This is a genomic window from Pedococcus sp., from assembly GCF_036000045.1.
GTDB lineage: Bacteria > Actinomycetota > Actinomycetes > Actinomycetales > Dermatophilaceae > Pedococcus.
Window position 1 is genome coordinate 23,219 of sequence record NZ_DASYGF010000029.1, and the last position, 11,825, is coordinate 35,043.

Here is an 11,825-nt window from a genome sequence, read left to right on the forward strand (position 1 = left end):
AGCTCGGAACACGACACTGAGCCTGAGAGCAGCTGAACACGAGAACAGGATCCGGCCGAAGAGCCGACGCCGAGGTGAGTGTCATGTGGGACTGGGGATACATGGGCCCGGACGGGCTCATGATCGTCCTTGTGCCGATCATGGTGATCGGTCTGGTGGTGGTCCTGGTGCTGGGCATCAACGCCCTCTACCCCTCAGACAAGGGATCGAAGCCGCGGGCCGAGGCACAGAGTGAGCCGCCGCGCACCAGGGCTGAGGAAGAGCTCGAGCTGCGTTATGCCCGAGGAGAGATCGATGAGGACACCCTGGCGCGGCAACGGGCCGTGTTGCGGCAACGGTAGGGCCCGACGACTGAAGGTGTGACCGGATATGAACCTCTATGGGCTCGGCGTCTCGTTTGCGACGGGGACCTACTACCCCATGGACGGCGGCTGTCTCGCACGGTGACCGAGCCTCGCGATCCCAGCATGGCGTCGGCCCCGGACCCCGACTCGGACTCGGACCCGGCGCCGCGATCCCGACCGCCTCTGACCGGTTCCGCCGGTTCCGCTGAGCCCGCGGGAGTGGACAGCTCCAGAGGGCTGACCAACCGGGAGCTGGAGCACCATCTGCAGGCCTGGGTCCGGCGCGAGCTCATCACCGCCGAACAGGCCCGCCGCATCCTCGCCGAGGAGCGCGATGCGGCCGCGCAGACCGAGACCGGTGCTCCGACACCGAGCCTCGTCACTGAGGCGCTCGGGTACGTCGGCGGTCTCCTCATGCTCATCGCGGCAGGGGTGATCGCTGGGCAGTACTTCGACAAGATCGGCGGACCGGGCCGCCTCGCCGTGACGGCCGCCGCTGGGCTGATGCTGCTGGCCACGGGACAAGCCGTGCACGTCACGCCGGCGCGAGCTGCAGCGGGGCGGCTTCGGTCGGTCCTGTGGCTGCTCGCCGTTGCCGACACGGCGCTCTTCCTCACGGTTCTGGCAGACCAGATGCTCGGCTGGAGGGACGACAGGGCCGCCTTCGTAGCGGCTTCGGGGGCAGCCATGATGGGACTGGAGCTATGGCGCCGGCATCGGTGGGTCCTGCAGCAGAGTGCTGTGGTCGTCGCCCTCGCCGTGGCGCTGGGGGCCGGGGTTGCGACGTTCCTCGGAGGTGGGGACGGCGCGCCCTCCGGGGTAGCCATCTGGGGGCTCGGCGGAGTGTGGCTCGTGCTCGGCTGGGGAGGCCACCTGCGACCGCGGTACGCCAGCGACCTGCTCGGGGGTGCCATCCTGACCGCGGGTGCACAGCTCACCATGGACCACGACTGGGGCAGCGCCCTAGCCCTGGCCAGCGCAGCTGCACTGGTCGTGGCCGGCGTACGTCTTCGAGGCCTCGTGCTGTTGGCAATGGGCTCGGTTGCTACGTTCCTGGTACTCCCCGGGTTGATGGGGCGCTACTTTCCCGACACTCCCGCTGCGCCTCTGGTGGTTCTGGCTACCGGGATCGTCCTTGTGTTCGTGGCCCTGGTCATCGCCAGACGGCAGACTCCCGCGAGCCCTGCAACGCGGAAGTCGGGAGCTCTCCCACCTTCGGCCACCTGACGATTCTCACCTTCTCGACAGGCGTCGTGGCCGAGCTGTGCGTCCTCTGCGTCGGAAGCAGCTGCGGAGCAACCCTGGTCTCAGCTCGAGCGCAGCTGGCTCAGGGTCACGAAGGCATACCCGGCAGCGCGAGCCTCGGCGATCAGCCTCGGCAAGGCGTCGGCATCGAGCGTGGAACCGTCCGGAGCTGCACCGAGATGCATGAGCACGATCTCGCCGGGAGCGCGCGCCGCCGCGACCCTCGCGGCGATCTGCCCGACCGAGATCCCCGCGGCCCGACCCTTCCAGCCCAAGGTGTCAACTGTCCATCCCACCGCCACATAGCCCAGTGCGTTGACGTCGGCCAGGGTTCGACGGTCATAGTCGCCGTAAGGGAATCGGAACAACGGTCTCGGGTCTTGTCCCGTTGCCGCCAGGATCGACATCCTCGCGGACGTGACCTCCTGACGAACGGCAGCATCGCTCAGCTGTGGGAGGTGTGGGTGAGTGACCGTGTGGTCTCCGACGATGCCGCGGCGGCCGAGTGCCTCCGACGCCGCTGGATGCGCTTCGGCGAACTCTCCGGTGAGGAAGAAGGTGGCCGGCACGGACTCTCGGCTCAGCGTCGCGACAACCGAATCCACCGCCTGCGCGCCCGAGCCGGCGTCGAAAGTCAGCGCGACCACCATGCGGGACGTCGGTAGGCGCGAGACCACGCGACCGATGATCAGCGCGGGCACGGGGCTCGTGGGAGGGGTCGGCGTGCTGGTCCTGGGTCGTACGGGCGTCACGCTCGAGCTCGGGTATGGAGCGGGCGTCACGGGTCTCACGCTCGTCGCGGTACTCGTTGGCGTGGTCCGCGTAGCCATCGGCGGTGGCACCGTCGGACCCGACGCGGGTGGTGTCGTTGTCGCCGTGTGCGCTGCCGTGGTCCGCGACGGGTTGGAGGCCGGTGAGCTCGGTCGCGGCGACGAGGGCGCCGAGCAGGCCGTGGCCAGGGCCAGCATCAGGACCAGCGGAGCGACTGGGCGGTACGTCACGCCCTGATAGTGCGCGGCCACGAGGCGGTCGCCGGGGGCCCTACGTCCCACGACTGCATCACGAGGGCGTCCGCGGCGAGCTCGTGGGGTCACGCTCCGAGCTGTTCCGCCTGATGACAGCGCGGGACCATCGACCCTGCGGTCCTGGGCTCGGGAATGCGAGGGTGACGATGGATGCAAGGGTGGCCGTAGAGGAGAGGCGATGTCCAGCAACGCCAAGGTTATCGGAGTGGCGGGACCCCGAGCCGCGACCACCGGCTCGGAGTCGTCGCAGAGCCGGGGGCGACGGAACCGTCCCGGCTTCAGCAGCGCAGTCGGGGGCTTCTATCTCGCCGCGGCAGGGGTGAACACGGGGCTTGCGATCGGCAATGCAGGCGTATACCGGCATTTCGCAGACCACGGTCTCTTCGGGTTCGTCCGGACCGGCTGGGCTGAGATCGTCATGACCAACCCCGCGCTCTGGGCCGTACTGCTCGCAGCGGGCGAAGCCTGCCTGGGCATCACGCTTCTCCTGGGTGGCACCTTCGCGAGATGGGGGTGGGTCGGGGTGTTGGCCTTCCATGCGCTCCTGCTGCTCTTCGGCTGGGGCGACTGGGCCTATGCCGTCCCAGCCCTGGTGCTCTTCGGGGTCCTGGCCCGACACGACTGGGACAGCCTCTAGTCGCTGGTCCCTGACAGGCTGCCCCGACCGCCTGGGAGGAGCGCCAGCGCATCTGCGCACGCCGTTGCGCTGGAGAAGGTCGGTAGCCCGTGCGGAACGTCCACTCCTGGCACGCAGGCCACGACCCGAGCCCCGCAGCAGGCCCGGGCCGCCTCGCGTTCCAGGTCGAGGTGACGATGGTGGTCCAGGTGGGTGCGAGGCTCGTCCAGGGCCACGACGACGACGTCCACATCGGGGCAGTCCAGGACCGTGCCCAGGACCGAGCTGAGCCCCCTGACGGGCACGTTGTCCCAGCAGAGCGCATTGTCCTCGACCACCATCGAGGGGGTGGTGAGCCGCAGGCGCCGCTCCGCCTGCCCGGTGAGGCGAGCGGCGAGCATCCCTTTGGCCGCGCACGTGTCGCGGACGCTGCGCGCCGCCGCAGCATCGCCCACCACCAGCACGCTGGGCGGCGAGCATGCCGTGGCGTCGCCCGGGCGCAACGACAGCCTCTGGCTCGAGGACAGCATGGCCACGACGTCCGATGCCCTGGTGAAGGCGACGGTGAGGTCGGGCCCCCGTCCCTGTCCAGCTTCGGGTCTCTGTCCAGCTTCGGCCCAGGGCCCTAGCGACACCACCAGGGTGCCTGCTTGCCGGACCACCTTCAGCAGACTGGGGGGCCAATGCACAGCATCCATGGGTGGGCGGCATACCACGACCGCACGTGTGCCGGCCTCGAGCAGCGCCGCGACAACTGCTCCGGACCAGTCGGGCAGGTCCTCCCAGGACAGGTCGAGGACCGCGCCGACCTCGACGTCATGACGCTCAAGGACCGTCAAGAGGTGCTCGGGTCGGGCTCCGACCACGACGATGCCTCCACCGTCCCGGTCTGCTCGGTCCCTTGCACCGGCCGCCGGCAACCCGGCCGGGTTCGCGAGCGTGCGGACCCGGGACGCTGGTCCGAGCAGGAGGAGCCCGGCCCTCGCGCATGCTTTCCTCATGCTCTCCTGGTCTCGCTGCGTCACGAAGGGAGCCATCGGCCACAGCACTGCGGCCACGTCCGCCTCAGCGCACGCGCTGACCATCCTGCCGACGCTCCGGGGCAGACCGCACAGCACAGCAAGGTCGGTGTGGGGCGGAACGGGAAGGTGTGACTCCCGGACCGTGACGGGGCCTGCATACCCCCCGTTCGACAGGTGGCGCCGCATTCGACGGGCAGCCTTGCGACCTCTGGCGTCGTGCATGACCACAACTGCTTCAGGGTGCAGGGCCCGTCGGTAGGAAGCGGCGGACGAGGTCAGGTTTCGTTCTGCGACTCGCTCGGCGTAGGCATCTGACACGCTCAGGTCCAAGGAGATGTCGATGACTCCGGCGTCGGCATGCCCTGCGGCCATGGTCAGTCCGAGGTCGCGAAAGACGGTCATCATCGCTGCGTTGTCCGTGAGAACCGTTGCCGTCATCCTCTCCAGACCCAGCCCCTGGGCGTCGTCCACCAGGTCTTCCAACAACAGCGTCCCGATGCCTTCGCCCTGGTCGTCATCGGCGACAGCCAGCGCAACCTCGGCAGCACCGCGCTCGCTCTCAGGATGCAGCGAAGCAATACCCACCAGGGCTCCATGCTCGAGCGCGACGGTCGCGGCGAGCGTCTGTGACGGGGACCTCAAGCGCGAGAGGTATGCCGCGCAGGCGCCGCGGGAGCTGCCGAGAAAACGCCGATAGGCGGAGATCGGTGACAGGCTGGTGAGGAGCCGACCGACAGCCTCGGCGTCATCAGGTTGCATGGGACGCAACGTCGTCGTCACCCCGGTCCTGGTGCGGAGCCGTCTCGCTGCTCGTGTCTGTGACGTCCGCGCCACCTCTGACGTCTTCACCGCCCGTGACGTCTTCACAGCGACGGCACCACGACGACCGGGCAGCGCGAGTGCTCGAGGGCCGCACGGGCGACGCTGCCCAGCCTCAGCCCCTCGAAGCCCCCGGTGCCGCGTGACCCCACCACGAGCAGGCCCGCACGCCGCGACCCGTCCTCCAGTGCGGCCCACGGCTGCATCTCGACCACATCGCAGTGCACCCGGAGGTCGGGGTGCTCTCGGCGCACCTGGGTGCGGGCCTGTTCCCGGGCCTGGTCGGCCTCCTCGCGCAACCTCCGCGCGAATGCCGCCATGGCGTCGCCGTGCGTGGACGCGTACTCCCACGTCTCGGTGGGTGGCACGGCCCAGGCCGCCACGATGTTCAAGGGCACCCCACGACGGGTAGCGGCGGCCGCGGCATACGTGAGTGCGCCGGCGGAGTGCGGCGACGTGGTGGCCCCGACAGTCACGGGCGAGGTGAAGCTGCAGGCTGGATCGGTGGCTCCCCGAGCAACGGCGACGGGGCACGGGGCCATCGAGGCTGCCAGAGTGCTCGTCGAGCCCATAACGGCCGAGCGGGCGGGATCCAGGGACCTGCAGCCCGTGACGAGGAGGTCCGCGGTTCGCGCCGCGTCGATGAGCATGCCCGCGGCCCGGCCTGTGACCACGTCGCCGCTCAGCCGGCCTTCCGGCAGCCTCTTCCTCGCCAGACGCAGCCCCTCTTCGAGATGGCTCTGCGCGCTGGACAGCAGCAGGTGCGGGGTCCAGTCGCGGGTCGGTGTGGCGGGCATCCCGGGGTAGTCCGCCGCCACGACCACGTGCAGGGTGGTCCCGCGCTGCCAGGCCTCGAGTGCCGCCCATTCCACGGCCTGAACGCTCGGCGGTGACCCGTCGAACCCGACCACCACGCCCGCTGTCATGGCATCGTGTGGGCGGGGGGCCGCCGGTGCAGACGCCTGAGCTCCAGCCCCCTCTCGTCGCCTGCTTCAGGTGGTGGGTTGATGACGACCCCGCGCACCCCCGGGATGGTTTGCGCGATCGCGGTGGCGAGCCGAGTGTCGTTGGCCTGCTGAGGGCCCCGCACGGTGACGACCCCGGCACCGACGAGGACGTCCCACTCCTCGTGCCCGATGCGGGCGAAGTCACCCTTGACCTGGCGCACGATCTCAGCGTCGGGGGTGGCCAGCGCCCTGACGACGTCGCTGCGGCTGATGACGCCGATGAGCCGTCGGCGGCGAACGACGGGCAGGCTCTTCCACGCCGTGGTGGCGAACACCCGGATGACGTGGTCGACGTCCGCGTTCTCCTGGACGGTGACGGGGTCGGGAGTCATCACCTCATCCACCCGCCGGTCCTCTGCCCTGACGTGCGGCACCTCGGGAGGGAGTACCAGTGAGCCCTGGGAGCGCATGTTGTCCTTGATCACGTCGCCTTCGGTCACGACCCCCACCACGTGGTGGCGCGCGTCCACGATCGGGACCGCGGTGATGTGCTGTGTCGCCATGATGGTGATCGCCACATCCAGCCGCGTACCCGTGGGCAGGCTCGTCGCCGGTGAGGTCATCAGGTCCCGCACGAACATCTCATCCTCCAACAGCAGTCATCATCCAGGGGTCACACTCCTGTCCGCGGCCACTCACGCGGGCGGCTCGCTCCGCACGCCTCCGACGACGCGGAAGCGCCTGCCGGTGACCTCTTCGGGTGAGATGCGCACCAGCCGGGGCTTCTCGCCGCTCTGCCAGGGCAGGATCGGCAGCTCGAGTGCGCTGAGCACCTCGTCGGGATTCGCGACCACCACGCCCTGGCCGTGCACGACCACGCTCCACGCCTCTCCGGTCGCCACGTCATACCCGTCGGCCTCGAAGGCCACCGGCAGTCCGGCCGAGCCCCACAGCTTCCTGCCATGAGCCGTCCGGAACAGGATGCTTCCGCGGTCCACCACATGGTTGACGGGGAAGATGTCAGGTCTGCCACCCACGAACACGGCAAGGCGGCCTACCGGTGCCTCCTGAAGCAGGGCGAGCGCCTCGTCCCGGGGCAGCTCGCGCGTTGCCCCGGTGTCTCCGGGTGTGTTGGTACTCATGGCGTGGGAGCTCATAACCGGAGCCTGCCTGCGCCAACCCAGGAGGAAGAAGGGTCGAAGGTCCCGCTCACGTTGGACAGGTCAGGCATGAGTCAGGTGTGGGACTGATCACGGACCGATGGTCCTGATCGGGCGTTCCTCCTCGCAGGAGGCTCGAGGTACCAGATCAATGGCTCACGAGATAGGAGAAGACGATGAGCACCATCGTCCGGAACACCAACGACGTCGCCGCGGCTCACACCGCTGAACGCCTCGAGACTCGGGAGGCCACAGCCTTCCACTATGTCGCTGCGGCAACTCGAGTTGTCGTCGGCTGGATCTTCGTCTGGGCTTTCCTGGACAAGCTCTTCGCCTTGGGGTTCGCCACCGGGCGCGACCCTAAGACCGGTGTGGTCGACCGTTTCGGCCCCGCCGCCTGGATCCACGGAGGGTCGCCCACCCAGGGCTTCCTGAAGTTCGGCACCCAGGGCCCGTTCGCCGACTTCTACAAGAGCTTCGCAGGCGCGGCCTGGGCCGACTGGCTGTTCATGCTCGGCCTCGCAGGCATCGGCCTAGCCCTGATGCTCGGTGTCACCATGCGCCTCGCGACGTATGCCGGCGCGCTGCTGCTGATGATGATGTGGAGCGCCGCCCTCTGGCCGGCCAACAACCCCTTCGTGGACGAGCACATCGTGTACGTGCTCGTGCTCTTCATGCTCCTCCTGTCGGGTGCGGGCACGACGTTCGGTCTCGGCCGCTGGTGGGATCGGACCCGGCTGGTCCGGCGCTTCCCCATCCTGAAGTAGCAGTAAGGACCGACCAGTGAGGAGGTCGTGATGCGCCTTGCGCCGCGCGGGTCCATCGTCGTCGGGGTCGACGGTTCGAAGCAGGCTGACCGAGCCGTCGACTGGGCCGCCGAGGAGGCTGACCGGCGGCGCTGCCGGCTGCACGTTATCCACGCCAACGACATCGACTGGCTCGTGGCGGCCACGCTCATCAGCACCGACGACGGGCCATCGGCCGACGAGATCGTCGCGGCAGCCGTGGACCGCTCGCGAAGGGCGTTCCCCTCGGTCGAGGTGACCGGCCAGCCCACCACGGGCTCGGCAGCCCACGACCTCGTCGCCGTTTCGGCCCAGGCGCGCCTGCTCGTCCTGGGCGCGCACGGAACGACGCCGTTCCACCTGCCGCTGGGCTCCGTCCCACAGGCAGTCGCCGCCCATGCCTCGTGCCCCGTGGTCGTCGTGCACGGCCACGAGACCATGGGCCCGGAGCCCCAGCGGCCCGTGGTCGTCGGGGTGGACGGATCGGCGTCGTCGCTGCGTGCCGTCGACTTCGCCTTCGACGAGGCGGCCCGCCGGGCGACCCGCCTCGTTGCCGTCCACTCCTGGTGGATCGAGGTGGTGGAGGGGATGGTGGTGACCACCCCCGGCTCACCACAGTGGCAGCTCGCCGCAGAGCGCATGCACGCCGACGTCGCCGAGTCGCTCGCCGGCCATGGTGAGCGCTACCCGGAGGTCGACGTCGAGATGCGGCTGGTGAACGACCACCCGGTCGAGGCTCTGGTGTCGGCCTCGGGAGACGCGGCTCTCCTGGTCGTCGGGTCGCGGGGGCACGGTGGGTTCGCCGGGCTCCTGCTCGGGTCGGTGAGCCGAGGCGCGATGACGCGCTCCTCATGTCCTGTCGCCGTGGTGCCGGCCACTGCACGTGTCGAGTGATGGAGCCGCAAGGATGAAGGCCTCACTGGGCGACGGCGGCAGGGGGACCTTGGACCCTGGGACGGCACTGCGCACTCCACCGAGGCTGTCGTCATGGTCGTGACGATGTCCCAGCTCGAGCGCCGTCTGGCGGCGCTCCCGCCATGCCCCCGCGTCGTCGTCAGTGGCAACGCCGCGACGCCATGGGAGGTCCTCGAGACACTCGACCGGGCCGTTCCGGCATACCGGCTATGGATGCTCAACGCCGGGAACGGCGTTCCCGACCGTCCGGGGGTCGTCGCCGAGACGCCGTTCGTCGGACCGGGGATGCGCGGACACTCTGCGCTCGAGTACGTCCCCTGTCGTCTGTCGATGGCGCCGCTGCTGTTCTCCCGGACACAGCCCCCCGATGCGGTCATCGTCCACTGCGCGCCTCCGCGTCAGGGGGTCCTCAGCCTCGGGATCGAGGTCAACGTCCTACCGGCGGCCATCGAGGCCTGCCGCGCACGTGGTGGCCTGGTCGTCGTCGTCGTCAACCGCCACATGCCCTACACCCTGGGCGACGCCCAGCTCGACGCCGCCGCCGCCGACGTCATCATCGAGGTGGACGCTCCCCTGCCGACGGCTGGAGCTCCGGCCCGCCCAGACGAGGCGAGCGTGGCCGTCGCCGAGCACGTGGCGGCCCTGGTCCCCGACGGCGCGACCGTCCAGATGGGGATCGGCGCCGTCCCGGATGCCGTCGCCGGTCACCTGCGCGACCGCCAGGACCTCTCGGTATGGAGCGAGATGTTCTCCGACGGTCTGCTCACCCTGCTGCGCGGCGGTGCGCTCAGCGACCGTATGCCGATCACGGCGTCGTTCTGCTTCGGTACCCAGGAGCTGTACGACTATGTCGACGGCAACCCGCGGGTCCGCATGCTGCGGACCGAGAAGACGAACGACCCCGCTCGCATCGCGGCGAACCCCTTGATGTGCAGCATCAACACGGCACTCGAGGTCGACCTCTACGGGCAGGTCAACGCGTCACGCATCGACGGCCGGATCTTCTCGGGATACGGCGGCCAGACCGACTTCATCGTCGGTGCCCTGCACTCCCCCGGTGGGCAGGCGCTCATCGCGTTGCGGAGCTGGCACCCACGGGCCGACGTCTCGACGATCGTTCCACTCCTCGGCGAGCCCGTGACGTCGTTCCAACCGAGCGCCGTCGTGACGGAGCAAGGGATGGCACGACTGTTCGGCCGCTCCACAGCGGGCCAAGCTGAAGACCTCATCGACCGCGCCGCCCACCCGAGCGTGCGCGAAGAGCTGTGGGAGGAGGCCCGCAGCCTCGGACTGTGCGGCGCGAGACGAAGTGGGCGCGACTCAGTCGTCGTCAGCTGCTAGCTCGTCGGTGGACGCATGCACCACGATGACCGGGCACTGGGCATGATGCAGGACACCTTGGCTGACGGAGCCGAGCATCATCCCGCCGAAGCCACCCCGTCCGCGGCATCCGACCACGAGCAGCTCTGCGCCCAGAGAATGGTCGACGAGCGCTGCCACCGGGTGGTCGTGAAGCACGTGCTGCCGGACTCGGACGTCGGGGTACTTCTCCGACCACCCTGCGATCGACTCGGCGGCGACCACGTGCTCTTCCTCGGCGATCTGCCTGCGGAGCTCCTCCGAGTCGAAGGCGACCACCGAACGGCCCTCGTAGGGCATGAACCAGCTGTGGACCACCGTGAGCGGCAGCTGACGTTCGTCTGCCTCGGCGAACGCCACGCCCACGGCCTCTTTGGAGACGTCCGAGCCATCCACACCGACCACGACGCCGGGGCGCTCCGGACGGGCTTGCGGCAAGGCGCGCACCACCGCGACCGGACAGCGAGCGTGGGCCGCCACCTGGATCGAGGTGGACCCGAGGAAGGCGCTCCGGACGGCGCCGTGGCCCCGCGCACCGACCACGACGAGCGCGGCGCGCGGCGACGAGTCGACAAGGACGTCGGCCGCAGCCCCGCGCTCTGCGCGCGTGGCGACCGCTACCCCGGGGGCGAGGGCCTGCGCTCGGTCGGCAGCGGCCCGCAGCAGCTCGAGGCTGTGAGCGTCGTTGACCTCCGGTCCGGCATAGGCGGCGGTCGGGTCGCGCGGGTAGATCGGCCGGGCGTTCACCAGCTCGAGCGGCAGTCCACGCCTGGACGCCTCGTCGATGGCCCAGTCGAGTGCCACCCGCGACGGTTCATGACCGTCGACTCCCACGATGATCGGCTGGGGCTCCTGGGTCGGCTCATGGGTGATGGACATGGTGGCCTCCTGTGCTCTGGTTTCACCAGGCTCGACCACTGGCGCGCCACGCCCCAGGGCCCTAGGTCCCGACACGTCGCTCAGTGGGACGTGCGAGCCGGCGGCCCTGCGCCCCTCTCGTCGTCGTGAGGCTGTGGCGACCAGCTCACGCGCGCCAGCATCACCAGCCCACCGAGCATGACCACCTGGAGCAGGACAGCCCAGGGCGAGGTCAACGAGGAGGTCAGGGCCTGCCCGGCGTCGGTGTGACGCACGATCCTGGCGGTGCCCAGGTAGATCGAGTAGCTCACCGTCCGCCCCACGAAGAACGCCGCCGTCAGCGGAGCGAGCTGAAGGCGGAGCAGTCCGGCAGCCTCGAAGAGCTGCGCCGACGGCAGCGGTGACAACGCGAAGGCCACCAGGGCCGCCCAGGAGCTGCGGCGGTGGGCGAGCAGTCGCTTTCCGGCAGCGAGCAGGTTCTCCCGATAGCGCCGTGGCAGATGGCCACGGAGACGACCGGTTGCCCAGCCGAGCATGAGACGACCGCTGGCCGCCGCCACCGCCCCGACAGCAACCAAGGCTGCCTCGGACAGGTCCTCCCCGAGGTACCAGAGCACCAGTACCGCCCACGTCGGAGGCCCGAATGCCGGCACGAGGTTGACCGCGAACACCGACACCGCCACCAGGACGTACACCCCGACCACGGCCATCTCAGCTCCCACTCCTGCCA

General features: G+C 69.7%; 14 protein-coding genes. 7 read left to right on the plus strand and 7 right to left on the minus strand.

Annotated elements, in window-relative coordinates:
- Nucleotides 1–83: 83 nt before the first annotated feature.
- Nucleotides 84–341 (plus strand): hypothetical protein, encoded by a 258-nt coding sequence (locus VGN50_RS05640; protein WP_327443712.1) that lies wholly within the window; start codon nt 84–86, stop codon nt 339–341.
- Between the two features lie 222 nt (nt 342–563).
- The gene (locus VGN50_RS05645) at nt 564–1,571 is read left to right on the plus strand and encodes a hypothetical protein (RefSeq protein WP_327443713.1); all 1,008 of its coding nucleotides are present in this window, start codon (nt 564–566) and stop codon (nt 1,569–1,571) included.
- An 80-nt stretch (nt 1,572–1,651) separates the two neighbouring features.
- On the opposite strand, the gene VGN50_RS05650 is transcribed toward VGN50_RS05645, so the two are convergent.
- Entirely contained in the window at nt 1,652–2,290 is a 639-nt protein-coding gene (locus VGN50_RS05650) for a polysaccharide deacetylase family protein (RefSeq protein WP_327443714.1), read from the minus strand.
- Here VGN50_RS05650 and VGN50_RS05655 point away from each other — a divergent pair.
- Both VGN50_RS05655 and VGN50_RS05660 read left to right on the plus strand, forming a co-directional pair.
- Complete coding sequence (locus VGN50_RS05655; protein ID WP_327443715.1) at nt 2,274–2,597, plus strand: hypothetical protein; 324 nt, start codon at nt 2,274–2,276, stop codon at nt 2,595–2,597. The two genes, VGN50_RS05650 and VGN50_RS05655, sit on opposite strands and share 17 nt — an antisense overlap.
- A 195-nt stretch (nt 2,598–2,792) precedes the next feature.
- A complete protein-coding gene (locus VGN50_RS05660; protein WP_327443716.1) occupies nt 2,793–3,251 on the plus strand; it encodes a hypothetical protein in 459 nt (152 codons plus the stop codon).
- Here the strand turns inward: VGN50_RS05660 and VGN50_RS05665 are convergent.
- From VGN50_RS05665 to VGN50_RS05680, 4 genes are all read right to left on the minus strand, one after another.
- Nucleotides 3,248–5,011 (minus strand): GNAT family N-acetyltransferase, encoded by a 1,764-nt coding sequence (locus tag VGN50_RS05665; protein WP_327443717.1) that lies wholly within the window; start codon nt 5,009–5,011, stop codon nt 3,248–3,250. The two genes, VGN50_RS05660 and VGN50_RS05665, sit on opposite strands and share 4 nt — an antisense overlap.
- A gap of 104 nt (nt 5,012–5,115) precedes the next feature.
- A complete protein-coding gene (locus VGN50_RS05670) occupies nt 5,116–5,997 on the minus strand; it encodes a universal stress protein (protein ID WP_327443718.1) in 882 nt (293 codons plus the stop codon).
- Nucleotides 5,994–6,659: an HPP family protein gene (locus VGN50_RS05675; RefSeq protein ID WP_327443719.1), complete on the minus strand. Its 666-nt coding sequence runs from the start codon at nt 6,657–6,659 to the stop codon at nt 5,994–5,996. Before VGN50_RS05675 ends, VGN50_RS05670 begins: the two co-directional genes overlap by 4 nt.
- A 54-nt stretch (nt 6,660–6,713) precedes the next feature.
- Nucleotides 6,714–7,160 (minus strand): pyridoxamine 5'-phosphate oxidase family protein, encoded by a 447-nt coding sequence (locus VGN50_RS05680; protein ID WP_327443720.1) that lies wholly within the window; start codon nt 7,158–7,160, stop codon nt 6,714–6,716.
- A gap of 194 nt (nt 7,161–7,354) precedes the next feature.
- Between VGN50_RS05680 and VGN50_RS05685 the strand changes: the two genes are divergently transcribed.
- The 3 genes from VGN50_RS05685 to VGN50_RS05695 all read left to right on the plus strand — a co-directional run bounded on the left by VGN50_RS05685 (nt 7,355) and on the right by VGN50_RS05695 (nt 10,219).
- Entirely contained in the window at nt 7,355–7,945 is a 591-nt protein-coding gene (locus VGN50_RS05685; RefSeq protein ID WP_327443721.1) for a hypothetical protein, read from the plus strand.
- 30 nt (nt 7,946–7,975) lie between these two features.
- A complete protein-coding gene (locus tag VGN50_RS05690) occupies nt 7,976–8,857 on the plus strand; it encodes a universal stress protein (protein ID WP_327443722.1) in 882 nt (293 codons plus the stop codon).
- Between the two features lie 93 nt (nt 8,858–8,950).
- On the plus strand, nt 8,951–10,219 hold the full coding sequence (locus VGN50_RS05695) for an acetyl-CoA hydrolase/transferase family protein (protein WP_327443723.1): 1,269 nt from the start codon (nt 8,951–8,953) through the stop codon (nt 10,217–10,219).
- On the opposite strand, the gene VGN50_RS05700 is transcribed toward VGN50_RS05695, so the two are convergent.
- Nucleotides 10,199–11,116, minus strand: a complete 918-nt coding sequence (locus tag VGN50_RS05700) for a universal stress protein (RefSeq protein ID WP_327443724.1) — start codon at nt 11,114–11,116, stop codon at nt 10,199–10,201. The genes VGN50_RS05695 and VGN50_RS05700 overlap by 21 nt on opposite strands.
- 80 nt (nt 11,117–11,196) lie before the next feature.
- On the minus strand, nt 11,197–11,817 hold the full coding sequence (locus VGN50_RS05705) for a hypothetical protein (RefSeq protein WP_327443725.1): 621 nt from the start codon (nt 11,815–11,817) through the stop codon (nt 11,197–11,199).
- Nucleotides 11,818–11,825: the final 8 nt, after the last annotated feature.